This is a genomic window from Ancylobacter sp. FA202, from assembly GCF_000380205.1.
Lineage (GTDB): Bacteria > Pseudomonadota > Alphaproteobacteria > Rhizobiales > Xanthobacteraceae > Ancylobacter.
Window position 1 is genome coordinate 1,225,222 of sequence record NZ_KB904818.1, and the last position, 24,062, is coordinate 1,249,283.

At 64.7% G+C, this 24,062-nt stretch carries 23 protein-coding genes, 1 tRNA gene and 2 pseudogenes; 17 read left to right on the forward strand and 9 right to left on the reverse strand.

All coding sequences use genetic code 11. The features are described from left to right. The first annotated feature begins 63 nt into the window (after positions 1-63). The 5 genes from A3M1_RS0105560 (at position 64) to A3M1_RS0105580 (ending at position 3,141) form a co-directional block, all read left to right on the forward strand. Positions 64-846 (forward strand): ABC transporter ATP-binding protein, encoded by a 783-nt coding sequence (locus A3M1_RS0105560; RefSeq protein ID WP_371258778.1) that lies wholly within the window; start codon positions 64-66, stop codon positions 844-846. Then, the gene (locus A3M1_RS0105565) at positions 843-1,562 is read left to right on the forward strand and encodes an ABC transporter ATP-binding protein (RefSeq protein WP_018387972.1); all 720 of its coding nucleotides are present in this window, start codon (positions 843-845) and stop codon (positions 1,560-1,562) included. The genes A3M1_RS0105560 and A3M1_RS0105565 overlap by 4 nt, the downstream gene beginning before the upstream one ends. Continuing rightward, entirely contained in the window at positions 1,559-2,098 is a 540-nt protein-coding gene (locus A3M1_RS0105570) for a flavin reductase family protein (protein WP_018387973.1), read from the forward strand. Before A3M1_RS0105565 ends, A3M1_RS0105570 begins: the two co-directional genes overlap by 4 nt. Before the next feature lie 97 nt (positions 2,099-2,195). Then, positions 2,196-2,555: a VOC family protein gene (locus tag A3M1_RS0105575; RefSeq protein WP_018387974.1), complete on the forward strand. Its 360-nt coding sequence runs from the start codon at positions 2,196-2,198 to the stop codon at positions 2,553-2,555. Positions 2,556-2,592: 37 nt separating this feature from the next. After that, positions 2,593-3,141: a formaldehyde-activating enzyme gene (locus A3M1_RS0105580; RefSeq protein WP_018387975.1), complete on the forward strand. Its 549-nt coding sequence runs from the start codon at positions 2,593-2,595 to the stop codon at positions 3,139-3,141. A gap of 326 nt (positions 3,142-3,467) precedes the next feature. Here the strand turns inward: A3M1_RS0105580 and A3M1_RS0105585 are convergent, their stop codons facing one another. Both A3M1_RS0105585 and A3M1_RS0105590 read right to left on the reverse strand, forming a co-directional pair. Beyond that, on the reverse strand, positions 3,468-3,740 hold the full coding sequence (locus A3M1_RS0105585; RefSeq protein ID WP_018387976.1) for a hypothetical protein: 273 nt from the start codon (positions 3,738-3,740) through the stop codon (positions 3,468-3,470). A gap of 151 nt (positions 3,741-3,891) precedes the next feature. Then, positions 3,892-4,905 (reverse strand): LacI family DNA-binding transcriptional regulator, encoded by a 1,014-nt coding sequence (locus tag A3M1_RS0105590; RefSeq protein WP_018387977.1) that lies wholly within the window; start codon positions 4,903-4,905, stop codon positions 3,892-3,894. Positions 4,906-5,009: 104 nt separating this feature from the next. Here A3M1_RS0105590 and A3M1_RS0105595 point away from each other — a divergent pair, with 104 nt between their 5' ends. The 7 genes from A3M1_RS0105595 to A3M1_RS0105625 all read left to right on the forward strand — a co-directional run bounded on the left by A3M1_RS0105595 (position 5,010) and on the right by A3M1_RS0105625 (position 11,353). Next, entirely contained in the window at positions 5,010-5,678 is a 669-nt protein-coding gene (locus tag A3M1_RS0105595; RefSeq protein WP_018387978.1) for an RraA family protein, read from the forward strand. Positions 5,679-5,744: 66 nt separating this feature from the next. Continuing rightward, positions 5,745-6,779, forward strand: coding sequence for a TRAP transporter substrate-binding protein (locus A3M1_RS0105600; protein WP_245261582.1), 1,035 nt, complete (start codon positions 5,745-5,747; stop codon positions 6,777-6,779). Positions 6,780-6,829: 50 nt separating this feature from the next. Then, the gene (locus A3M1_RS0105605; protein ID WP_245261583.1) at positions 6,830-7,300 is read left to right on the forward strand and encodes a TRAP transporter small permease; all 471 of its coding nucleotides are present in this window, start codon (positions 6,830-6,832) and stop codon (positions 7,298-7,300) included. After that, complete coding sequence (locus A3M1_RS0105610; RefSeq protein WP_018387981.1) at positions 7,297-8,583, forward strand: TRAP transporter large permease; 1,287 nt, start codon at positions 7,297-7,299, stop codon at positions 8,581-8,583. The genes A3M1_RS0105605 and A3M1_RS0105610 overlap by 4 nt, the downstream gene beginning before the upstream one ends. Before the next feature lie 65 nt (positions 8,584-8,648). Then, a complete protein-coding gene (locus A3M1_RS0105615; RefSeq protein WP_018387982.1) occupies positions 8,649-9,698 on the forward strand; it encodes a C-terminal binding protein in 1,050 nt (349 codons plus the stop codon). Continuing rightward, positions 9,695-10,429: an SDR family oxidoreductase gene (locus tag A3M1_RS0105620; RefSeq protein ID WP_018387983.1), complete on the forward strand. Its 735-nt coding sequence runs from the start codon at positions 9,695-9,697 to the stop codon at positions 10,427-10,429. The genes A3M1_RS0105615 and A3M1_RS0105620 overlap by 4 nt, the downstream gene beginning before the upstream one ends. A gap of 78 nt (positions 10,430-10,507) precedes the next feature. Then, a complete protein-coding gene (locus A3M1_RS0105625) occupies positions 10,508-11,353 on the forward strand; it encodes a fumarylacetoacetate hydrolase family protein (protein WP_018387984.1) in 846 nt (281 codons plus the stop codon). Between the two features lie 190 nt (positions 11,354-11,543). On the opposite strand, the pseudogene A3M1_RS24955 reads toward A3M1_RS0105625, so the two are convergent. Together A3M1_RS24955 and A3M1_RS25800 are read right to left on the reverse strand one after the other, a co-directional pair. After that, a pseudogene (locus A3M1_RS24955) lies at positions 11,544-12,245 on the reverse strand (TrbG/VirB9 family P-type conjugative transfer protein); the annotation flags it as partial. A 56-nt stretch (positions 12,246-12,301) separates the two neighbouring features. Further along, complete coding sequence (locus A3M1_RS25800; protein ID WP_245261584.1) at positions 12,302-13,918, reverse strand: alpha/beta-hydrolase family protein; 1,617 nt, start codon at positions 13,916-13,918, stop codon at positions 12,302-12,304. Between the two features lie 458 nt (positions 13,919-14,376). On the opposite strand from A3M1_RS25800, the pseudogene A3M1_RS24960 reads away from it, so the two are divergent. Then, positions 14,377-15,045: pseudogene (locus A3M1_RS24960) on the forward strand (IS3 family transposase); the annotation flags it as partial. A 109-nt stretch (positions 15,046-15,154) separates the two neighbouring features. Further along, on the forward strand, positions 15,155-16,384 hold the full coding sequence (locus A3M1_RS25805) for a recombinase family protein (RefSeq protein WP_245261863.1): 1,230 nt from the start codon (positions 15,155-15,157) through the stop codon (positions 16,382-16,384). On the opposite strand, the gene A3M1_RS0105655 is transcribed toward A3M1_RS25805, so the two are convergent. Then, positions 16,341-16,417, reverse strand: a tRNA-Met gene (locus A3M1_RS0105655). The two genes, A3M1_RS25805 and A3M1_RS0105655, sit on opposite strands and share 44 nt — an antisense overlap. A 154-nt stretch (positions 16,418-16,571) precedes the next feature. Here A3M1_RS0105655 and A3M1_RS0105660 point away from each other — a divergent pair. The 3 genes from A3M1_RS0105660 to A3M1_RS0105670 all read left to right on the forward strand — a co-directional run bounded on the left by A3M1_RS0105660 (position 16,572) and on the right by A3M1_RS0105670 (position 19,920). Continuing rightward, complete coding sequence (locus tag A3M1_RS0105660; protein WP_018387988.1) at positions 16,572-17,504, forward strand: CHAD domain-containing protein; 933 nt, start codon at positions 16,572-16,574, stop codon at positions 17,502-17,504. A 56-nt stretch (positions 17,505-17,560) separates the two neighbouring features. Beyond that, a complete protein-coding gene (locus tag A3M1_RS0105665; protein ID WP_018387989.1) occupies positions 17,561-18,472 on the forward strand; it encodes a LysR family transcriptional regulator in 912 nt (303 codons plus the stop codon). A gap of 242 nt (positions 18,473-18,714) precedes the next feature. Continuing rightward, positions 18,715-19,920, forward strand: coding sequence for an NAD-dependent formate dehydrogenase (locus A3M1_RS0105670; protein ID WP_018387990.1), 1,206 nt, complete (start codon positions 18,715-18,717; stop codon positions 19,918-19,920). 220 nt (positions 19,921-20,140) lie between these two features. On the opposite strand, the gene cyoD is transcribed toward A3M1_RS0105670, so the two are convergent. From cyoD to A3M1_RS0105690, 4 genes are read right to left on the reverse strand one after another with little or no spacing between them, the layout of a single operon-like run. Beyond that, complete coding sequence (gene cyoD, locus A3M1_RS0105675; protein ID WP_018387948.1) at positions 20,141-20,485, reverse strand: cytochrome o ubiquinol oxidase subunit IV; 345 nt, start codon at positions 20,483-20,485, stop codon at positions 20,141-20,143. Next, positions 20,482-21,114, reverse strand: a complete 633-nt coding sequence (locus tag A3M1_RS0105680) for a cytochrome c oxidase subunit 3 (protein WP_018387947.1) — start codon at positions 21,112-21,114, stop codon at positions 20,482-20,484. Before A3M1_RS0105680 ends, cyoD begins: the two co-directional genes overlap by 4 nt. Further along, entirely contained in the window at positions 21,114-23,240 is a 2,127-nt protein-coding gene (locus tag A3M1_RS24965) for a cbb3-type cytochrome c oxidase subunit I (RefSeq protein ID WP_018387946.1), read from the reverse strand. The genes A3M1_RS0105680 and A3M1_RS24965 overlap by 1 nt, the downstream gene beginning before the upstream one ends. Next, positions 23,237-24,046: a COX aromatic rich motif-containing protein gene (locus A3M1_RS0105690; RefSeq protein ID WP_018387991.1), complete on the reverse strand. Its 810-nt coding sequence runs from the start codon at positions 24,044-24,046 to the stop codon at positions 23,237-23,239. Before A3M1_RS0105690 ends, A3M1_RS24965 begins: the two co-directional genes overlap by 4 nt. Positions 24,047-24,062: the final 16 nt, after the last annotated feature.

The following is a 24,062-nucleotide window of genomic DNA, read 5'->3' on the forward strand; positions in this document are numbered from 1 at the left end:
CCCAAAAGCCCGGCGCGCGCGCCGCTCCTGGAGGTACGCGGCCTGAAGAAGGCTTTCGGCGGCATGATCGCCATCCAGAACGTTGATCTCAGCATTGCCGAAGGCAGCGTCCACGCCATCATCGGGCCGAACGGCGCGGGCAAGACCACGGCCTTCAACTGCATCACCGCCTTCGTGCCGCCGACCGCCGGCACGATTTTCCTCGGCGGCGCGCGCATCGACGGCTTGCCGGCGCATGTGGTGGCGAGGCACGGCGTGGCGCGCACCTACCAGAACGTCCGGCTGTTCCCCAACATGACGGCGCTGGAGAATGTGCTGGTCGGCCAGCATCGCCGGCTGCACACCACCTTCTGGGAGGCGATCATCGGCAGCGGGCGATTCCGCCGCGAGGAGGCGGAGGCACGCGAGCGGGCGAGGGAGTATCTCGCCTTTGTCGGCATCGCGCAGCGCGCCGGCGATCTCGCCCGCAACATGCCGTATGGCGATCAGCGCCGGCTGGAGATTGCCCGCGCGCTGGTGGCCGGGCCGCGCATTCTGATGCTCGACGAGCCGGCGGCGGGCATGAACCCCGCCGAGGGCCGCGCGCTGGTCGAGCTGATCGAGCGGATCCGCGCAGAGCTCGGCGTCACCGTCGTGTTGATCGAGCACCACATGCGCGTGGTGATGGCAGTGGCCGAGCGCATCACCGTGTTCAACCGTGGCGCCGTCCTCACCGAGGGCCCGCCGGCCGAGATACAGTCCGACGAGCGGGTGATCGAGGCCTATCTCGGCCGCCGCAGCGGGCATGTGGCGACCCCTGTCGTTGAGAGCGAACCGCATCGCCCTATGGAGGCCAGGATCGCATGAGCAAGGCGCTTGAAGTCTCCAACCTGACCGTCGCATATGGCGAGATCGCGGCCGTGCGCGCGGTGAGCTTCACCGTGGAAGCCGGCGAGATCGCCACCATCATCGGCGCCAACGGTGCCGGCAAGACGACGATCCTCAATGCGCTCTGCGGCCTGCGGGACGTGCGCGCGGGCTCCATCGTGCTCGGCGGTGAGGACATCACCGCCCTGCCGCCGCATGAGCGGGTCCGCCACGGGCTCTCGCAGGTGCCCGAGGGACGCCGGCTGTTCGGCCGGATGAGCGTGGCGGAGAACCTCGAGATCGGCGCGTACGCGCGCAGCGACCATGCGGCGCGCAAGCACGATCTCGACCATGTGCTGGAGCTGTTCCCGCGCCTGCGCGAGCGATACCGGCAGCTTGCCGGCACGCTGTCGGGTGGCGAGCAGCAGATGGTGGCGATGGGCCGCGCGTTGATGGCCGCTCCCAAGGTGCTGTTGCTCGACGAGCCGACCATGGGGCTGGCGCCGCAGATCGTCGATCTCGTCAGCGACGCGGTGCGCCGGGTTAATGACGAGGGCGTCACGGTGCTTCTGGTCGAGCAGAACGCCTATAGCGCGCTGGAGATCGCCGACCGCGCCTTTGTGCTGGAATCCGGCGAGATAACGCTCACCGGCAACGGCCCCGACCTCATCACCCACCCGCGCGTGCGCAGTGCCTATCTCGGATATGACGCATGATTCTCTCTCATGCCGGCCCTTCGACCACTGATACTCCCACCGCGACGCTAGAGGTGTCCCGCGCGGCCGATTTCCGGGTGGCGATGCGCGAGCTTGCTGCCGGCGTCACCATCATCACCGCCGGGCGGGAGCATGGACGCCGTGGCCTAACCGCCACCGCGGTGTGTTCGGTCTCCGCCGACCCGCCGACGCTGCTGGTCTGCATCAACCGCAGCGCGGAGGGGCACGCGGCGATAACGGAAAGTGGCAGTTTCTGCGTGAACGTGATCGCCGTCGAGCATCAGCGCCTGGCCGAGCGCTTCGCAGGGCGGGACGGCGCGCGCGGTGCCGAGCGTTTCGATCATGGCGAATGGCGCGCATTGGCGACTGGCGCGCCGGTGCTGGCCGATGCCATCGCCGCCTTCGACTGCCAGCTGGTGCAGGCGATCGAGGCCGGGACGCATACGGTATTTATCGGCGCCGTCACCGCCACGACGGTCTCGCCGCAGCGCGCGGCTCTGCTCTACCGCGCCGGCTCGTTCGCCGCGGCCGGCTGACTGCAATCGCGATAGACGTGAGGGATCGAGCGTGCGAACGCCAAGAAAGACCGTCGCGTGCGTAGCTCTGCCGTCGCCCCGGAAAGGAAATGCGGAAATGGCCGTGAAGAAACTGCAGAATGTCTATGTCAGCACCAGCAATATCGAGGCTAGCCGTCATTTCTACGAGCACGTGCTAAGCCTGACACCGAAGTTCGCCGATGGCGAGCGCTGGGTACAATATGATGCCGGTGGGGTGAATTTTGCAATCTGTTCGCCCGCGGAGTTTCCTGAGGGTGCGGCGGGCGCGGTCGTGGTGTTTGAGGTGTCCGATCTCGAAGCTCGCCAGGAGGAGCTTGCCGCTGCGGGCATCCGCATCGTCGCCGCCCGCGACATGGGGGACCATGGTCGCACCGTGACGGTCATCGATCCTTCGGGTAATTATCTCCAGCTATTCCAGCGCCTTGCTGTATCGTGACACCTCACGATCCTCTCCATAGGGAATAAAGAACACAATGATGAACCGTATCATTCTGCGCGCGGGCGAAGCGCTCGTCGCCGGCGGCCCCGCAGGCACGGCCGCTGAACCCGAAGTGATCATCGGTGCGCTCGACGGGCCGGTAGGCACGGCGCTGGCTACGCTGACCGGCGCCCAGGTTGCCGGCCACACCAAGGTGTTCGCGTTGCTCAATACCGACATCATGGTGCGCCCAATCACGCTGTGCGTTTCCAAGGTGACGGCGGATAATGCCCGATACACCAACATCCTGATGGGAACGGTCCAGTTCGCCATCGCCAATGGCGTGCTCGATGCCGTACGCGCCGGCCATATCCCGAAGGAGCAGGCCAACGACCTCGGCATCATCTGCTCGGTCTGGCTCAACCCTTCCGTCGCGACCGACGACAAGCTCGACCACAAGATTCTGTTTGATCTGCACCGCCGGGCAACAACCGAAGCCATCCGCAAGGCGATGACGTGCGCGCCGTCTATCGACTGGTTGCTGGAAAACCAGGACCAAGTGATCCACAAATATCATCAGATGGGGCTTGAGGGAAAAATCTAGTCAAGGTCTGTGCAATTCTCACTGAGATTTGGCCCTGGAATCCAGCGAAGTCCCTCGCCCCTGCAGGATGGTCAAGATGTGAACCACCTCGGATTTGTCGGAGGCTCCAACTCCTGAGTATCCGTGTTGGTCAAGCAGAGCTCCGGCATATCAACGATGAGCGCTATGGCGGTCACGTCACCGATACCCGGTATGCTGCGCAGGAGAGGGCCGCGGGACGTTCACCTCTCGGTCGTGTGTGGATTGGCGATCAGATCCCTGATGGTTTCAATGCCGAAGCACGTAAAGCCGCCAACCGGTCGCGCATGGCGATCGAGGTGCCAGGCCTATCCGGCATCTGTGAAGGCCATCGAGCAGGTACACGCGACAAAGGCTATGCCGCTCGACAGGCCGTCGTCGCGGGCTCGAGCCATGAGGCCCGGGCGGAGATTGCCCAGCTCGACAAGGCGCTTCGCGCACGGTTCGGCGATTACGATAGTGCAAGCGAACAGGAGCTGGCGGGGCGTGTTCCTGCCCAGCAGCAGGAGCACCTTGCCGCTCTCCAGCCACGCATGGTCGCGACGAATGCGACGATTACCGCCGGCCACAACCTTCAGCATGAGCAGGAGAGGCGCTGTCTCGACAGAGTGGCTGTATCGAGCTGCGCCGGTTCAGGCAGCTCCGTTCCTGTCTTCACGGTCAGCTTGCGACCTTGGGCGAGCTGCTTCTCCGATGGTTCCGCGTTCGCGCGCTTGCGAGCGCGGCCGTACGTCACGCGCTGGTGCCCTCGACGAGGGAGACTGGCAGCGTGTATTCGAGACTCTCGAACGTCCCTGCGCGAAGCCTGGTCAGCAGCAGCTCGGCGCCGAGCTGGCCGAGCTCAAAGGCGGGCGAGCGCGCCGTGGTCAAGGTCACGTGGTCTTGGCTGTAGGGCTCGAAGGCGTTGAATCCTGTAACCGCCACCTGCTCCGGCACCTTCACGCCCTGTGCGGTCAGCAGCCGTAGCGCGATGGCGGCGATTCGGTCGTTGCCGCCCATGACGGCCTCGGGCAGGCCGTGGCGGTCGATGTTGTCGGTGATAGCCCGGGCGATCGCCTCTCGGTTGTTCTCGTCGCAGCGCAGGATGCGGGCCGGGCGTCCGGCTTGCTTGAATCGCTGCCATATGGCGTCGAGCCGCGCCTCGATGGCGGGCCAGAAGATCTTCGGAATGACGATCAGCGTCGAGGCGGGATTGCGCCGCAGCACATGGCGCGCCAGTGCGTCGGCCCCGCCCGCATCGTCCTGGTTCACGTAGCAGACATCCGCCGCTTCGATCGACGGCTTGTCCTGGAAGACGAGTATCGGCTGGCCGAGATCGGCGAAGAGTTGAATGGTGCTCCGGCGGCTGGCCGCCGAGCCCGACAGCATCAGGCAGATCGCATCGACGACGGTCTCCCGGACGAGGAAGGAATCGTTGATCTGTTTGGGTTTGACCCCGTGTACGAGAAGCCCGAATCCCTTTTCGCTCAGCCGGTTGGATAGACCGGCTGCCACATGGGTGGTGAAAGGGTCGGCGAGGAACATCGGCGAGGGATCGACAATGGTCATGCCGATGATCGACCGCTGCAGCGTGCGCAGTTCGCGCGCCGTCCGGTTGGGTCTGTAACCCAGCACCCGCACGGCTTCCTGTACGCGCGTCACGGTTTCCGCCGAGATGCCTTGGCGCACGCCGTTGACCACCTTGGACACGGTCGCGGTTGAGACCCCGGCATGGGCTGCGACGGTGTGCAGGTTCACTTTTGCCATTCGACCATCCCTCGCGGAAGTTGTGTCTAATAAGGCCATTGACGCCATACGGAAACGCTCATATCGTTTGTTAAACGTTTAACAAAGGCGATCAGGAGGTTTCCTTGCCCAACGACGTTCTCGACCTCGACGCAATTAAGACCACTCTGTATACGGCCGTCCTCAGCGATGTGCTCGACGATTTCGGCCTGCCCAATCAGGCGATGGCCCCATTCGTCCGTCCTCTGGACGAAGGCAAGAAGCTGGTCGGCTATGCCCGCACGGGCCTGTTCATGAACACCTATTCGGTGCGCGAGGGTGAGAACCCCTACGAGATCGAGATCGCGCTGATCGACGACCTCAAGCCGAATGATGTCGCGGTGCTCGGCTGCGCCGGCCCGACGCAGCGCATTGCCCCCTGGGGCGAGCTGCTTACCACCGCCTCGATGAAGCGTGGCGCGGTCGGCTGCGTGACCGACGGGCTGGTGCGCGATGTCCGCCACATCCGCTCGCTCGGCTTCCCGGTGTTCCATGGCGGCATTGGCCCGCTGGATTCGCGCGGCCGCGGCAAGATGATGGCCTATGACCTGCCGATCCAGTGCGGGGGCGTCAGCGTCAAGCCGGGTGATCTGGTGTTCGGCGATGTCGACGGCGTGGTCGTCGTGCCGAAGGAGGTCAGTGTCCAGGTCGTCGAGGCGGCGATGCGGAAGGTCACCAGCGAGAACAAGACCCGCCAGGAACTGGAGAACGGTCTGCTGCTCGCGGACGTCTACGCCAAGTATGGCGTGCTCTGAGCTGGCCTGATCCCAGCTCTCCGATCTGTCTCATCAATCAAAACATAGAACGTCCAGGGGAAAAGCATGAGAAACGGATTGAAGATCTTCACTGTCGCCGTCATGGCGGCCGGCCTCGTGGTGCCGGCCATCGCCATGGCGGCCGACTACACCATCCGGGCCTCCCACTCGGAGGCCCCGGAAAGCCCTCTGCACAAGGGATATCTCGTCTTCAAGGCCTATGTGGAAGGCGCGAGCGGCGGCAAGATCGATGTCGTCATCTCGCCGGCCGGCCAGCTCGGCTCCATCACCGACGGGCTCGAACAGGCCAAGGCCGGGGCGATCCAGATCGCGCAGGGCGATGAGCAGACGCTCGACGCCTTCTATAAGCCGATGATGATCCTGGCGACGCCCTATCTCTTCGCCGATGACGAGGAGGCCCGGGCCTTCCTCGCCAGCGACCTGTTCAAGAAGACCAATGACGAGATGGCCGCCAAGTCCGGCCTGCGTCTGCTCGCGGCGGCCTCCTACGGCTTCCGCGACTTCACCAACAATGTGCGCCCCATCAAGTCGGCGGCGGACATGAAGGGCATCCGCATGCGCGTGCCGCCGAGCCCGATGTCGCTGGCGATGGTCGAGGCGATGGGCGGCTCTCCGACGCCCATTCCGTGGGCGGAGCTCTATGGCGCGCTGCAGACCGGCGTGGTCGACGGGCAGGAAAACCCGCTGGGTGTCATCTTTGACTACTCCTTCTATCAGGTTCAGAAGTACCTCACCGTCGACAACCACCAGCTCGGCCTGAACAGCATCATCATCAGCGAGCCGTTCTTTCAGAGGCTCTCTCCGGAGCTTCGCGAGGTCGTCGCCGTGGGCGCGCAGATGGCCGCCGCAACGGAATACGGCGAGCGAAACTACCAGTCCCGCGTCGTGACGGTCGATGCCCTGCGCAAGAAGGGTATGGAGGTCTATTTCCCGACTCCGGCGGAATCGGCCACCTTCCGCGACGCCGTGAAGGGCCCGATGCAGGCCTACCTGAACAAGGAGCTTGATCCGACCTTCGTGAAGGCGGTCTACGCCGAGATCGAGCAAATCCGTGCGGCGCGGGCCTCCGACGTCAAGTAAATCTGCGGGGCGAAGCGTGTCGCGCCATTACGGACGTACAGGGGGCTTCGATGAACCGAGCAGTGATCCTTCATAAATTCGTCGACGCGATCATCATCGGGTGTCTCGCGGTGATCGTCTTCTCGATAATTCTTCAGGTGGTGGCGCGGTATTTCTTTCACGCCGCATTCCCCTGGCCGGAGGAACTGTCGCAGCTCCTGCTCGTGTGTCTTTCCTTCCTCGGCATGTACCGGGCGATCGGAGAGGACATGCATATTCGGCTGGATGTTCTTCCTCGTGAGGGAGGCGGACCCTTGGTCCGCCTTCTTCAGGCGGCGGGCCTGCTCGCCGCTGCCGGTTTCGTCGCCTACATCGGCTATGGCGGCCTCGAACTGGCCCGCAATTCATGGGCGCAGCCCTCTCCGGCCATGCGTTTGCCGATGGGGATGTTCTACCTCGTCATTCCCATCGCTTGCCTGCTGTCATTCCTGGCGCTCCTCGCCAGAATCCACCTGCTGCTGACCGTGGAACGCAACCGATGACCGCGGTAATCCTGATCGTGCTTCTGGTGGTGATGCTGGCGGTCGGCGTGCCGATCGCCTTCAGCATCGGGCTTCTCGCCGTCGCGGGGCTGACTTTGGCGGGCATTTCGACCCCGAGCATCGCCGCCCAGCGGATGTTCTCTGGCATGAACGCCTATGCACTGCTGGCGTTGCCGCTGTTCATCCTTGGCGGCAACATCCTGGTGGCCGGCGGCGTCATCCAGCGGCTCATCGCTTTCGCCGACGTAATGGTCGGCCGCATCCGCGGCGGTCTGGCCCAGGTGAACGTGCTCGCCAACCTGATGATGGCGGGCGTATCGGGATCCGCCACAGCGGATTCAGCCGCCATCGGCGCGGTGATGATCCCGGCGATGAAGGAACGCGGCTACACCGCCGACTTCGCCGCCGCGCTCACCATCTCCGGGGCGATCATGGCGCCCATCCTGCCGCCGAGCCTGATCATGGTGATCTATGCGATCCCCACCAAGCTCTCCATCGGCGCCATGTTCTTTGCCGGCATCCTGCCAGCGGTCCTCATCGCCCTGCTGTTGATGGGATATGTCGCCTTCGCCCGCCGCAAAGACGCGCTCATCGTGCCGGCGCAGACGGGTTTCAGGGTCTATGTGAAGGCCACCATCACCGCGCTGCCGGTGCTGGCGGCCCCACTTCTCATCGTCGGCGGCGTGCGTGGGGGCATGTTTACTGCCACGGAAGCGGCGGGAATTCTGTGCGGCTACGCCATCCTGCTCTGCGCGGTGGCTTATCGCACCGTGGGGCTCACCAAGCTCATCGAGGTCTTCCGCGAGAGCGCGATGACCACGGCGACGATCATGATCATCGTCGCGACCTCCAATCTCTTCGCCTGGTATCTGGCGATGGAGAACGTGCCGAACGCCGCCCGCGACCTGTTCCAGTCGCTCACAGACAACCCCTTTGTCTTCCTGCTCCTGGTCAACGTCTTCCTGCTGGTCGTCGGGGCTTTCGTCGACACGGTGCCGGCGATCCTGATCTTCGTACCTATCCTGCAGCCTACGGCCGTGCAGTTCGGCATTGACCCGATCCACTTCGCGATCGTGGTGATCGTCAATCTGATGATCGGGCTCAACACGCCCCCGGTCGGCACGAACCTGTTCGTGATCTCCTCGGTGGCCGGGCGCCCGATGATGGCAATCTCAAGGGCACTGCTGCCATTTTACGGCATCAAGATCGTGGCGCTGCTCCTCATCACCTATGTGCCGGCGCTGTCGCTGTGGCTGCCGCGTCTGGCCGGTCTTCACAACTGAAACTTCGCACACATGACGGCAGCGCGGCGAGGACTGCGCGCCGGCCAAGAAAAGGGTAAAAGGAAATGCCGAATATCATCCTGCAGCCGGACGTCCAGTTCGACGGCGAGGCGGATCTTGAGCAGGCGGTCTATGGGCCGCGCTACAAGGTCGTGACGTCGAAGTCGAAGAATCTCGGCAGCATTCCCGAGCAGGTCTGGCACGATGCGGTCGCCATGGTCTGCTACCACGAGATCGAGGTGACCGATGCGGTGCTCGCGCGCATGCCAAATTGCCGCGTGGTGGTGCGTGCCGGCGTCGGCTTCGACAATATCGACCTCACGGCCGCCGGGCGGCGCGGGGTGGCGGTCTGCAACACGCCCGATTACGGCACGATGGACGTCGCCGACCACGCCATCGCCATGAGCCTCGCCTTCCTGCGTGGGCTGGTGCAGTACAATAGCGCCCTTCTGGACGATCCGATCGACGGCTGGCGCTTCCAGATTCCGACCACGATCCGCCGCCTGTCGACGCAGACCTTCGGCGTGGTCGGCCTCGGCCGCATCGGCACGGCCACGGCGCTGCGGGCCAAGGCACTGGGCATGAAGGTCATCTTCTTCGACCCCTATCGCCCGACCGGTACCGAGCTCGCCGTCGGCCTCGGCCGCGTGAACAGCCTCGAAGAGCTGCTGGCGCAATCCGATGTCGTGTCGCTGCACACGCCGCTGACGACCGAGACGCGCCATCTCATCTCTACCGCCGAATTGGTGGCGATGAAGGCGGACGCCCTGCTCGTCAACACGGCCCGTGGTGGGGTGGTCGACCTCGCGGCTCTCACCGAGGCCCTTGCCGCTGGCCGCATCGGCGGTGCCGCGCTCGATGTGCTGGAACAGGAGCCGCTGCCGGCGGACCATCCGCTGATGGCGCTCTGGCGCACGCCGGGCTCCTCGATCCGCCACAAGCTGATGCTCTCCCCGCACGCGGCGTTCTACAGCCCGTCGAGCCTGGTCGACCTGCGGCAGAAGTCGGCGCGCACCGCGCTCGGTTATCTCGAAAGCGGCAGCTCGCGTGATTGCGTGAACCGCGACCTGTACGACGCCGCTGTCGCCGTCCAGCGCAGGAGCGCCGTCGCATGAGTGGATGGGTCCGCAATCGCTCGGTTCTCATCACCGCCGCTGCCCAGGGCATAGGGAGGGCGAGCGCGCTCGCCTTCGCCGCCGCCGGAGCCCGCGTCTACGCCACCGACATCGATGCCGAGGCGCTCGGCCGGCTGGAAGTGGTGCCTGGCATCGTGCCGCGCCGGCTCGATGTGCGCGACGATGCGGCCGTGACAGCCACCTTCGCCGAGATCGGCCCAGTGGACGTGCTGTTCAACTGTGCCGGCTTCGTGCATGCGGGCACCGTGCTGGACATGACCGATGCCGAATTCGATTTCGCCGTCGATCTCAATGTCCGCTCCATGGTCCGCACCATCCGCGCCGCGCTTCCGGCCATGCTGGAGCGCGGCGAGGGTGCCATCATCAACATGGCCTCGGTGGTTGGGGCGGCCAAGGGCGCGCCGAACCGCTTTGTCTACGGCGTCACCAAGGCGGCCGTCATCGGTCTTACCAAGGCGGTCGCGGCGGATTATGTGGCGCGTGGGGTGCGCTGCAACGCTATCTGTCCGGGAACGGTCGAAAGCCCGTCGCTGGAGCAGCGGCTGAGCGCGACCGGCGATTATGAGGCTGCCCGGAAGGCCTTCATCGCCCGCCAGCCCATGGGGCGGATCGGCCAGCCCGAGGAAATCGCGGCCTTGGCGGTGCATCTTGCCGGCGCCACTTACACCACCGGCCAAGCCTACAACATCGATGGCGGCTGGTCGCTCTGACCGCCCAGGGTGCCGGCCTGCGCCTTCCGCTACGAGGCCGGAGGCCCGGCCGGGCCGCAAACTCCAGGGAGACATGACGTGAAACTGGTTCGCTACGGCGCGCCCGGCGCCGAGAAGCCGGGCTTGATCGATGACAATGGTGTGGTGCGCGATCTGTCGGCGCAGGTGGCCGACATCGGCGGTGCAGTCCTTGCGCCGGCCGCGCTCGATACGTTGCGCGCTCTTGATCCGGCGAGCCTGCCAGCCGTTGCCGGCTCGCCCCGGCTCGGCCCGTGTGTCGCGGGCGTCGGTAAGTTCATCTGTATCGGGCTCAATTTCTCCGACCACGCGGCGGAAGCCGGCGTCGAGGTGCCGAGCGAGCCCATCGTGTTTATGAAGGCCACCTCCGCCATATCCGGGCCGCACGACGAGGTGCGGATACCGCGCGGGTCGCAGAAGACCGACTGGGAGGTCGAGCTGGGCATCGTCATCGGCCGGACGGCGAGCTATGTCGATGAAGCCGGGGCGCTCGACCATGTGGCGGGCTACTGCGTGATCAACGATGTCTCGGAGCGCGCCTTCCAGATGGAGCGACAGGGGCAGTGGACCAAGGGCAAGAGCTGCGACACTTTCGGGCCCATCGGCCCGTGGCTGGTGACGGCGGACGAGGTCGGCGACCCGCACGATCTCGGCATGTGGCTCAAGGTGAACGGCCAGACCATGCAGAACGGTTCGACCCGCACCATGATCTTCGGTGTGCCGCATCTGGTGTCCTATCTCAGCCAGTTCATGAGCCTGCATCCTGGCGACATAATCTCGGCTGGCACGCCGCCCGGCGTTGGTCTCGGCCTGAAACCGCCGCGCTATCTCAAGGCCAACGACGTGGTGGAGCTCGGCATCGAGAAGTTGGGCGTCCAGCGCCAGACCTTCGTCGGGCAGGGCTGAGGTCACAGGAGAGGCCCGGTCCACCCACCCGTCACTCGATACCCCCCCGCCGAGTTGGTGAGGATCAGCATGGGGGTGGGGGCGTCTTCGACTGGTGCGAAGTGGGTTTCTCGCGGCCGCAGTCCGTGGCGATGATCACCCGGCCGGCGGCAGACAGCGCCTTGCGGATCTCGCCGAGACGTTCCGTATTGCCGCGCCGCAGCACGAATTTCGTGGCAATGGCATGGACCGTGACGAGATCGCCATGGGTCGAGCTGGGCACCAGGTTCTCAAACCCATCGGCGTTGACGACATAGATCGCCGGAACCTGTGCTCCCGGAAAAGGCGAACGTCGTCACCTTGCCATTCTCGTAGACCGACGCCGGCCCGATAACGTGCGACCCCTGCGCCGAGCAGCGCCCGTTGCGCGGCCCGAACGCATCGTGAATTCCAGCACCTTGTCGGCCTGGTTGGCCTTTTCAACTTCCGCCCTGGCGGCAGCAATCCGGCGGCGCTCCTCGGCTTCGTCGCCGGGGTATCGGAATTTGGCAAGGAATAGGTGTCGGAGCCGGGACCAACCTCCCCTTTCGCGAACCGTCAGCTCGAACTGATAGCTGCGCTTCGAGCCGTCCCGGCGTGCCGTGACGACCTGCAGGTTGGTCACGACCTGCTTCTCGCGGAACTTGAGGAACAGGATCCTCCCCGCCGGCGCCACCTCCCAGGCAATGCTGTTGCCCGTGGCGACGTGCACGATTTCCTCTTCGGGCGCGAATTCGACCTGAACGGATGAGCGCAGGGTGCCGATGATCCGCACCACGCTGTACGGCTCGAACTGGACGAAGCGGATACGGCTATCGCGGGGCGCCGCGACCAGCGTTTCCAGCGGGCGCACAACTCGTTCGTCAGCCCTTATCTCAGCCCTCTGCGTAGCCTATTCAGATCTCACCTCGCGGCCCATGACTCTGCAGCCTAGCCACCGCGATACTCGTATCCATCGTCGCTTTGGCTCCTGGTCCTCAAGTGCTGTTTGAGCGCGTCGACGTCTTCAGCGCTCCACCCTTCAATCCCAGTTGCTTCCAACCATGCGTTCAAATAGTGCTCTGGTGCATAAACGTGCCCATATCCCATAGGAACAGTGTCCGCCAAGGGCATGTCTATGAGAACTTGGAGCATGCTCACGACGGGATACCACCTAAGCGCCGGCGAAACGTCCGGACCACGCGGCGATTTCATCCAGTCAGCTTCTTGATAGAGCAGGCTTTTGTCAAAAAACGTAATCGCGTCGCTTGCGTACTGTAAGTACACGAAACGCACGCTGCCCCATTGTGCTGTATTTCCCGCAGGAGGGCCGTCCTGGTTCATGAACCGCACAAATCGTCCCTTCTGGAACACGGGCAGCCATTCGGTGGAGCCCGCGTCGCGGTTATCGGTGAGCGACCGCCATTTTTCGCTTGGGAAAGGTGCTCCACTCCAAACGGCCCCGTGGATCGGATCTCCAAGGATGTCAAAAAACGTTATCGACCGCTGAGAGTTAAACGCTCCAAGGCTCAGTCCGTGAAGATACAGCTCCGGGCGCTCGTTGACGGGGAGTTTTTTCCAGTGACTATAAACTGCTCGGAACAGAGCCTCTGCCGATTCAAGCCCATGTTCGGGTTGGAACAGCAAAGAAAGAGGGCTATTTAAATAGGAATACTGCAAGGCAACGCTCGCGACGTCGCCATTGAACAAGAACTCAAGTCCATCTATGGCAGACGGGTCTACCCATCCCGTACCCGTTGGGGTTATAATAACCAACGCGGCGCGATCAAAGGCATTTACCCGGATCAACTCGTCGAGCAATAATTTAGCGCGCTCACTTGGCGTCTCGGCGGCCTGAAGGCCAGCATAGAGCCTTATCGGTTCAAGCGCCGGTTTTTGGGTGAAATCGCTTATTTCTGCTGCACTTGGCCCTGAGGCAACGAATGCTCTGCCGGTTCGGCCCAGCTTACGCCATTCAAGTTTCGATCCCGGACTTCCAGCGCGCTCAACTATGAGTGGCTGCGGCCGATCCGGTTCGATCAAGGCGTCCAATCGTTCAAACGAACGATCTAGAGCGCGAAACGCATAGTCGACAAGCACCCCATTTACAATGGTTGTGGTCAAGACGGCAGTGATGGCGATGCCGGCGACGATGGACACCCGGCGTGGAAGGTAGCTGTTTAGCTTATTTGCTATACGTCGTCCTATCCCGAGCAGGCCGCGCGCCCCGAAAAGCAGAGTCACAAAGGTTGCAACGGCAATCAGGCTGACGCTGAAGGGGTACCCGGTATCGACCGGCGCCATATCTAGCACCACTCGAACCGAATTTTGCCAGATGCCGGCCTGACGCAAAGCGAGCAGCACGATGCACAAGCAAATGGCCGCTGATGCCAACGTGGTGTAATTTAAAATCCGTGCACTGAGACTTGGCATCTCCAGGTAGCGCCACAGCCAACGGACTAGGACGCCTATCCCATAACCGGAACTGAACGCGACGCCTGCAAGAACTCCCTGAACCTCGAAGCTGCGCGGAATGAGGCTGGGAGTTAACGAGGCGGCGAAGAACAAAGCTCCGACTACGAGGCCGAACCCGCACAATGAACGCTTTATGTTTTTAAGCGCGCTAACCAACAATAGTCGTTTCAAACCTGATCCTCGGAACGCCGCTCTGCATCTGGGCTTGCTGTTTGGACCTATATCGGTGGCCTCTTGAGACCTTGGTGTCTAGCTCATCGATGTCCGGAGGATTGCTCCGACGAGCGAGGACACGAGGCGCCTTAGGCTGTAGGCGCGGCGGCAGAGTGCCAGCGGGGCGTTGAGTCGGCGCGCCAAAAGGAAAACGGCCGAAGGCTCGCGCTGTTGCCGATATGCTGATCGTCTTGGAATCATGACACCCGATACACGTGTGGATCGAGTGCGGCAAGCGGGGGCAGCACATGAGATTCATCCGTTGGAGCGGATTGAGGTGTCGCCAGCACCGCTGTCCCAAAGCGGCCTTCCCGACACGCCGTTGCGAAGGACCTCTTCGCGCCATGCGCGACATGGGTCTGCAAGGCGTGATCCGTGGCAAGCCTGTGCGCACCACGGTTCAAGACAGGGCGGCGCCGTGTCCGCTCGATCACGTGAACCGCATGTTCCGCGCGCCGGCGCCGAACATGCTTTGGCTCTCCGACTTCACCTACGTCAGCACTTGGTCGGGCTTCGTCTATGTCGCCTCGCGACAAATGCTCCGCATTTGCGCTGATGTGATCGATGCCTACGCCCGCCGCATCGTCGGCTGGCGCGTATCGCGGACCGCACACGCCAGCTTCGTGCTCGACGCGCTGGAGCAGGCTTTGCAGGAGCGACGGCCCGTCCATCGCGGCGGCCTCGTGCATCATTCCGACAGGGGTTCTCAATACGTCAGCATTCGATACTCCGAACGCCTCGCCGAGGCAGGCATCGAGCCCTCTGTCGGCAGCGTCGGCGACAGCTACGACAACGCTCTCGCCGAGACGATCAACGGCCTTTACAAGACCGAGGTCATCCATCGGCGGGGTCCGTGGCGATCCTTCGAGGCCGTCGAGTTCGCGACGCTCACCTGGGTCGACTGGTTCAACCATCGCCGGCTGCTGGAGCCTATCGGCAACATCCCGCCGGCCGAGGCCGAGGAACGCTACTACGCCACGCTGGACCAGCCAGCCATGGCGGCGTGACTCAAAAGAAACGGCCTCCGGGAAACCCGGGGCGGTTCAGCATCGCGGCCTCCGTGGTCGTATCGAGGACGGCAAGTCGGGCGGTGGGCTCTGCTACGGCTACAAGGTGGTGAAGAAGCTCGACACATACGGCAATCCTGTTCGGGGAGACCGTGAGATCGACGAGGTCGAAGCCAACATTGTTCGACGTGTCTTTCGCGAGTTCGCGGATGGTGTAGGTCCGCGCACAATTGCGCGCCGACTGAACGAGGAGGGCATTCCCGGCCCGAGCGGCAAACTGTGGAGCGACACAACGATCCGCGGTCACGTCAAGCGCGGAACCGGCCTGGTGAACAATGAGCTCTATATCGGCCGCTTGCTCTGGAACCGGCTTCGATACGTCAAAGACCCGTCAACCGGGAGGCGGGTCTCGCGGATGAATCCGCAGTCGGAATGGATCGCCAAGGACGTCCCTGAACTGCGAATCGTCGACGACGAGCTGTGGCAAGCCGTGCTCGAGCGGCAAGGCGAGATCACCGAGAAGTACGTGAATGTCACCGAGGCCATCCGTGATCACCATACCAAGAATCGATTGAACGGCGGCCGCCGGCCGAAGTCGCTGCTCTCTGGGCTGATATTCTGCGGCTGCTGTGGTGGCCCGTACTCCATGCGTGGGTCCGACCGTTTCGCCTGCTCAAACCACATCAGCAAGGGTAGCTGCTCCAACAGCCGGACGATCCCGCGCGAGGACTTGGAGCGCGGCGTACTGACCGGTCTCAAGGGCCGGATGATGGCGCCTGAGGTCGCGGCTGAGGCGATGCGTGCTTATGCCGAAGAAACGAACCGGCTCAATCGGGAACGCCGCTCGAATGGCGACGCCTGGAAAGCCGAGCTGGTCAAGGTGGAGAAGCAGATCAGGGGCATCATCGAAGCCATCAAGGCTGGGATGTTCCATGAGAGCATGAAGGCCGAAATGGACACATTGGAGGCCCGAAAGAAGGGGCTTTCGGAGCTACTGGTCGATGTTCCCAACGACGTTCCGGGCATGCTGGCGAGGGCAGCGGTCTTCTATGCGAGCAAGGTGGCGACTCTGACCCGTGCGCTGAACAGGCCAGAGGAAAGGCCTCAGGCCGCGGGAGCTTTGCGGATGCTGATCGAGCGGATCGTGCTGCCGCCCGGCAATGAACGAGGCGAAATGTTCGCGGCGCTGCACGGTGAACTGCGCACCATCCTCGAATGGACCGAGCGCCAAGCAATCGGAAAGATCGGCAAAAAAACAAAACCCGCAGCCGAGGCTGCGGGTTTGTCGGTATCAGTGGTTGCGGGGGCAGGATTTGAACCTGCGGCCTTCAGGTTATGAGCCTGACGAGCTACCGGGCTGCTCCACCCCGCGTCAGAACCGGCACGTCGCGTCACGCGCTTGCCGATGGCGGGTATCTAGCAATCCGCATGGCCAATTGAAAGGGGGCTGGGCTATCTTTTTGTCATCGGATCGTCGCGCCGAGGGTGAAAGACTCATCTAACCAATTGCGTCGGAAGGGTAATTCATGCCGGACAAGCTCTCTGATGTCGTTGCCGAAGCGGTGGATAGCTCTCCCGCTCCCCTCGCTGCACCGCCGCAGCGCCTCGCCCTGGCGCTGAACGCGGCGCATCAAGAGGCCTGCGACGCGCTTGCTTTGCCCGATCCTGTGAAGGCGGTGCACGGCGTGCGCAAGGGGTTCAAGCGGCTGCGGGCTCTTCTGCGGCTGGCGGGCACGGCCCGCGAGCGCGAGGTGGCCGCCCTTGCCCGCGCGTCGCGGCGCGCGCTCGCCGCCATCGCCCGCCACCTGGCGCAGGCCCGGGATACGGCGGCCCGCGAGGACGCGCTGGATGATCTCGTGGCCAAGGCTGGCCTTTCCGCTGCCGCACGACGTTCCGCCAGCCGTGCCTTTGCCCCGGCGACGACGTCCGCGCCTGATGCGGGCGTGGGCACACACCGCGCCGCGCTCGAGACCGAGATGGCGGCGCTGGCGCAGGCGCTACCCCGGCTTGGCGCTGCGCTCGACGACAAGGCGCTCATCGCCGCGCTGACGGTCTCCTATATCCGGGCGCGCCGCGCCGGCCGTGCGGCCGACCCTCGGGACGAGGAAAGCCTGCACGAGCTGCGCAAGGAGGTGGTCGCCCAGCGCTACCAGATGGAGCTGGTCATTTCAGCCTGGCCGGCGCTTGGCGAGCTGTGGGTGGACGAGTTGCAGCGGCTGCGTGACAAGCTCGGCAAGCATCACGACCTCGCCGTCCTGCGCGCGCTGGTCGAGGCGCATCCAGTGCGTGCCGGTGGCGGGCCGCTCTGGCGCACGCAACTGCTCGCCGCGATCGACACGCGGCAGGAAAGGCTCACCCACTCCGCCCTGCTGCTGCAGGCCCGGCTGTTCGCGGAAAAGCCGAGGGCCTTCCGCCGCCGGCTTTCCGCCTATATGTCTGCTGTATCCGAGAGGAAATAACGTCGCCCACGCAAGTCGCGGCGCGGCAGAACCTGTGACAGCCACGGAAAGCGCCCATGTTTGTGCGGCAGATGCACTATCTCGTCGCGCTGGCGCGCGAGAAGCACTTTGGCCGCGCGGCGCAAGCCTGCCACGTCACCCAGCCGACGCTCTCGGCCGGCATCCGCAAGCTGGAGCAGGAACTCGGCGTGCCCATCGTGGTGCGCGGCCATCGTTTCCTCGGCTTCACGGCGGAAGGCGAGCGTGTGCTCGGCTGGGCCCGGCAGATCGCCGCCGATTATGAGAGCCTGCGGCAGGAAAAGGTCGAGACATCAGGCCAGATCACCGGCACGCTGCGCGTCGGCGCCATTCCCGCCGCCACGGCGGCCGCGCCCGCTTTGCTCGCGCCGTTCCGTCTGCGGCACGCCGAAGTGAAGGTGCAGATGCTCACCCTCTCCTCCGCCGCCATCCAGCGCGGCCTCGACGAGATGGAACTCGACGCCGGCATCACCTATCTCGAAAACGAACCGCTGAACCGGGTGCGCCGCCTGCCACTCTATCGCGAGCACTATGTCTTCATCACCCGCCCCGACGAGCCGCTGGCGCGCCGGCGCAGCCTGCGCTGGGCCGAGGCGGCGGCGCAGCCTTTGTGCCTGCTCACGCCTGACATGCAGAACCGCCGCATCATCGACCAGGTGATGGGGGCGGCCGGCATCGCCTCAACCCCGGCGATCGAGACCAACTCCTTCATGGGCGTGTGGTCCTTCGTGCGGCGCGGGCCGTGGAACAGCATTGTCCCGGAGGCGAGCTTTCGCGGGCTGGGAGAGGCGGCGGATCTCGTCGCCCTGCCGCTGGTCGATCCGGTGCATGTCCAGCCGATCGGCCTCGTCCTGTCCGAGCGCGACCCGCTGAGCCCGGTGGCGGGGGCTCTGCTCAAGATGGCGCAGAGCTTCGGGCGCGAAGGTTCGATTGAGAATATCTTTAAATGACAAGCACTTCATTGCCGCCATCTATCAATTGTTCGTCCCTTTCAATTTGAATCCCCTGCCGGCCCCGTCCACTCTCGCATGGTCGGCGGCGGGGAAGCCTGGGCTTTCGCACCGGACCGGCACGAAGGACGCCCGTCGCCCCGCCTCGTGGTGGGCGCGCCGCCCGACCACAGCGCGGCGCAGCCCGTGCGGGCGGTGCGCGGCGGAAGCGTCCCTGCTCACTCTGACGAGAGGAATGCCCGATGGCCAAGATTCTGTGCGTGCTCTACGACGACCCGATCGACGGCTACCCCACCACTTATGCCCGGGACGACCTGCCGAAGATCGACCACTATCCCGGTGGCCAGACGCTGCCGACGCCGAAGGCGATCGACTTCACCCCCGGCCATCTGCTCGGCTCGGTGTCTGGCGAACTTGGCCTGCGCAGCTATCTGGAATCCAATGGCCACACTTTGGTCGTGACCTCCGACAAGGACGGGCCGAACTCGGTGTTCGAGAAGGAACTGGTCGACGCCGACATCGTCATCTCCCAGCCCTTCTGGCCGGCCTATCTCACGCCCGAGCGCATCGCCAAGGCGAAGAACCTCAAGCTGGCGCTGACCGCCGGCATTGGCTCGGACCATGTCGATCTTCAGTCGGCGATCGACCGCAACATCACCGTGGCCGAAGTCACCTATTGCAACTCGATCAGCGTCGCCGAGCATGTGGTGATGATGATCCTCGGGCTGGTGCGCAATTATCTGCCCTCGCATGACTGGGCTCGCCAGGGCGGCTGGAACATCGCCGACTGTGTCGCCCACTCCTACGATCTCGAAGCGATGAGCGTCGGCACCGTCGCCGCCGGCCGCATCGGCCTCGCGGTGCTGCGCCGCCTCGCCCCGTTCGACGTGAAGCTGCACTACACCGACCGTCACCGCCTGCCGGAGGCGGTGGAGAAGGAGCTGAACCTCACCTGGCACGCCTCGCGCGAGGAGATGTACCCGCATTGCGACGTGGTGACGCTCAACTGCCCGCTGCATCCCGAAACCGAGCACATGATCAATGACGAGACGCTGAAGCTGTTCAAGCGCGGCGCCTATATCGTCAATACCGCCCGCGGCAAGCTGTGCGACCGCGACGCAGTAGCCCGGGCGCTGGAGAACGGGCATCTGGCCGGCTATGCCGGCGACGTGTGGTTCCCGCAGCCGGCGCCGGCCGATCACCCCTGGCGGACGATGAAGTGGAACGGCATGACGCCGCACATTTCAGGCACCTCGCTCTCCGCCCAGGCGCGCTACGCCGCCGGCACGCGGGAAATCCTCGAATGCTTCTTCGAGGGCCGGGCGATCCGCGACGAATACCTCATCGTCCAGGGTGGCGCGCTGGCGGGCACTGGGGCGCATTCCTATTCCAAGGGCAATGCCACCGGCGGCTCGGAAGAAGCCGCGAAGTTCAAGAAGGCCGTCTGACCCTCTCCGCGACTTTCCGTTGCCCCACCGCGAATGGGGCAACGGAACCTCTCTTGAAAGCCGTATCACCCACCCGACGCCCAGACCGCTGACGAACCCCGCCATCTCCGCGGGGTTTTTTGTGCGGCCGCGGGCGTGGAGGATGTCGACGGCGGTCGGCGCGGGTGTCGCCACCGTCGCGATCGGGCAGCTGCGCCTCCCCCGTCTGCGCGTCCGCCTGTCAGGGCATCATTCGGATGTGCTGATCGTAGAGGATCCAGATGGTTCCGGAGACCATGATGATCAGGATGAGGACGGTGAAGAGGATCAGCAGCAGGTCGTCGCGGTGCGAGCGTTCGAGGTCGATGTGCAGGAAGTAGCGCAGATGCACCACCGCCTGGATCAGGGCGAGCAGGCCCAGCGCGGCGAGCGCGGCGGCGCCGCTGAGTAGGTTCAGCCCCACCACCGCGAAGGCGCCGGTGGTCAGAACCAGCGCCAGCACCAGGCCGATCACATAGGAGCGGCGCTCGCGGCCCTCTTCCGCATGGTCGACGGTGGGCGTGTCGGCGGCAATGCGGCGGCTCATGACGCGACCCCGTAGAGATAGACGAAGGTGAAGATGCCGATCCAGACCACGTCGAGCATGTGCCAGAACAGCGCGAGGCGCATCAGCCGCAGCTTCACCGGCGTGCTGAAGCCAAAGACCGCGACCTGCACCGCCATGATGACCATCCACACCAGCCCGGACGAGACGTGCAGCGCGTGGGTGCCGGTCAGCAGGTAATAGGCGGAGAGGAAGCCGCTGGCCTGCGGCGGCGCCGCATGCTCCGTGATCATCACGTAATAGTCGTGCAGCTCCATGCCGACGAAGGCCGCGCCGAGCACGCCGGTGATGAGCAGCCACACCAGCACGCCGCGCCGGTTTTCGCGGTACTTCATCTCCAGCATGGCGAGGCCGAAGGCGAAGCTGGAGAACAGCAGCAGCAGCGTTTCCACGAAGGCGGCGGTGAGGTCGAAGACCTCGGCGGGCCGGGGGCCTTCGGCGATGCCCTGCACGCTCATCGCCGCATAGGTCGCGAACAGCACTGCGAACAGCACCAGATCGCTCATCAGGAAGATCCAGAAGCCGAACAGCGTCTCTTCGGCCGCCTCATGGCCTTCGGGATCGGTGCCGGCGAGGTTCAGTCCGGGATGAAGGCGTTCGGAAAGGCTCATCACAGCGCCTCCACGGCGGTGCCGGAGGCGAGGGTCCCGGCGCGGCCCTCCAGCGCTTCGGGGTGCGCCCGGCCCTTGTTGTCGGAGGTCATTTCCCGGTCGCGGGTCACGCCCGGCGTGGCGCGCGCCGCGGCGAGGAAGGCCTCGTTCAAAGCCTTCACCGTCGCGGCGGGAATGGTCTCCTCCGTGTCAGTGGCGAAGGAGCGGGCGATGACGACGGCCCAGATCAGCACGAAGGAGACAATCGCCAGCCACCAGATGTGCCAGACCAGGCCGAACGCCCAGGCGCAGGCGAACAGGCCGATCAGCGGCGCCGTCGCGGTGTTGCGCGGCACCTCGATATCCTCATAGGCCGCCGGCGAGCGATAGGCGATGCCGGCCTTCTTGGCCTCGTAGAACGGGTCCTGCGAGGACACCTGCGGCAGAACGGCGAAGTTCCAGCTAGGGGGCGGCGAGGGGATCGACCATTCCAGCGCCCGCCCGTCCCAGGGATCGCCCAGCGGGGCGGCGAGCTGCGCGCGCTGGCGCACCGAGACCACGATCTGCGTCACCATCAGCGCGAAGCCGGCCAGGATGAGCCCGGCGCCGAGCATGGCGAGGGCGAGCCAGGGCACGTAGTCGGGGTTCGACCACATATAGGTGCGCCGCGTCGCGCCCATCATGCCGAGCCAGTAGAGCGGGAAGAACGCCAGCAGGAATCCCGGCGCGAAGCACCAGAACGAGGCCCGGCCCAGCCCCTCATGCAGCCGGAAGCCGAACACCTTCGGGAACCAGAACTGCACCGCCGCGAACATGCCGAACAGCACGCCGGGAATGATCATGTTGTGGAAATGCGCCACCAGGAACAGCGTGTTGTGGACCTGGAAATCGACGCCGGGATTGGCCAGCAGCACGCCGGTCATGCCGCCGAGGATGAAGGTGAGCAGGAAGTTGATGTGGTACAGCATCGGCGTGGAGAAGCGGATGCGCCCGCCCACCATGGTCAGCAGCCAGTCATAGACCTTCACGCCGGTGGGCACGCCGATGATCATCGTGGCGATGCCGAAGATCGCGTTCACATTGGCGCTCTGGCCCATGGTGAAGAAGTGGTGCAGCCACACCGCGAAGGACAGCACGGCGATGCACATGGTGGCGTAGACCAGCGAGGTGTAGCCATAGATGCGCTTGGCTGAGAAGGTGGCCACCACCTCCGACCAGACGCCGAAGGCCGGCAGGATCAGGATGTAGACCTCCGGATGGCCGAACAGCCAGAACAGATTGGCGTAGTTCATCATGTTGCCGCCGTCGCCATTGGTGAAGAAATGGAAGCCGGCATAGCGGTCGAGGGCGAGCATGATGGTGGCGGCGGTCAGCGGCGCCATGGCGAAGATCATCAGGATCGACGTGCACAGCGTCGTCCAGGTGAACAGCGGCATGCGGAACAGCGACATGCCGGGGCAGCGCTTCTTGTAGATCGTCACCGCGAAGTTGAGGCCCGTCAGCGTCGAGCCGATCGAGCCGAGCGACACCGCCCAGATCCAGTAGTCGACCCCCTCGCCCGGGCTGAACTCGATGCCGGTGAAGGGCGGATAGGCCGACCAGCCGCCGGTGGAGAACTGGCCCACCACCAGCGACACCATGATGAGGATCGCCCCCGCCATGGTCAGCATCAGCGAGATGGCGTTGAGCAGCGGGAAGGAGACGTCGCGGGCGCCGATCTGCAGCGGCATGACATAGTTCATCAGCCCGGTGATGAACGGCATCGCCACGAAGAAGATCATGATCGTGCCGTGGGTGCTGAACAGCTGGCCGAAATGATCGGCCGACAGGAAGCCGGCGCCCTCGGTGGCGGCGAGCTGCTGGGCGCGCATCAGCGCCGCCTCGATCACCGCGCGGGCGAACATGACAAGCGCGATCGCGATGTACATGATGCCGACCTTCTTGTGGTCGACGCTGGTCAGCCAGTCGCGCCACAGCGGCACCCACCAGCCCTTGACCGTCAGCAGGATGACGGTGGCGAGCGCGCCCAGCACCGCGATCGACCCGGCGCCCGAGGCGATGGCCTCGCTGAGCGAGGGGTTCTCGATCATCCCGGCGAAGACGAAGGAGGTCCACTTGATCTGGCCGAATATGAGCTCCCAGTTCATTGCGCGGCCTCCGGCGTATGGTCATGGCCCTGGTGGGGCGCGGGCGGAGCGGGCATCGCCGCAGGGCCGGGCATCGCCGCATGGCCGGGCATCGCCGCATGGCCGTGATGCTGGAACATGCCGGGCGCGAAGCCCGCCATCACCTGGTCGAACAGGCCCGGGGTGAACTGGCTGTAGAGCACCGGCGCGTTCACCACCGAGGACGGGAGAAGTTTGGCGTAGCCGGCGGCATCGAGCGCGGTTCCCTGCGCCTTCGTCGCCGCGACCCAGCCCTCGAAGGCGTCGGGGCTCATCACCCGTGTGGTGAAGGACTGGGTGGCGAAGCCGAGGCCGTTATACTGGGTGTTGCGGCCGGTGAAATCGCCGGTCCTGTCGGCAACCAGGTTCAGCTGCGTCTGCATGCCGGCCATCGCGTAGATCTGCCCGGCGAGCTGCGGAATGATGAAGGACTGCATCACCGTGCCGCTGGTCAGCTTCAGCGTGACCGGCCGGCCCTCGGGCAGAGCGAGCAGGTCGAGCGTCGCCACGCCCTGCTCGGGGTAGAGGAACAGGAATTTCCAGTCGAGCGCCACCACCTCGACCACCAGCGGGTCGGGGCCGAGCGCGCGGTAGGGGTCGCCCGTGATCGTCTGCCGCCACAGCGCCGTGCCAAGGGCGACGACCAGCGCGACCGGAACGCCCCAGATCAGCAGCTCGAGGCCCCAGTTGAACTCCCAGTCCGGCCGGTACGCGCCCGCGCCGCCGCGCCGGTAACGCCACAGCACGATCGGCAGCGCCACGAACATCGGCACGATGACGATCAGCATCAGCCCGCTGATAACG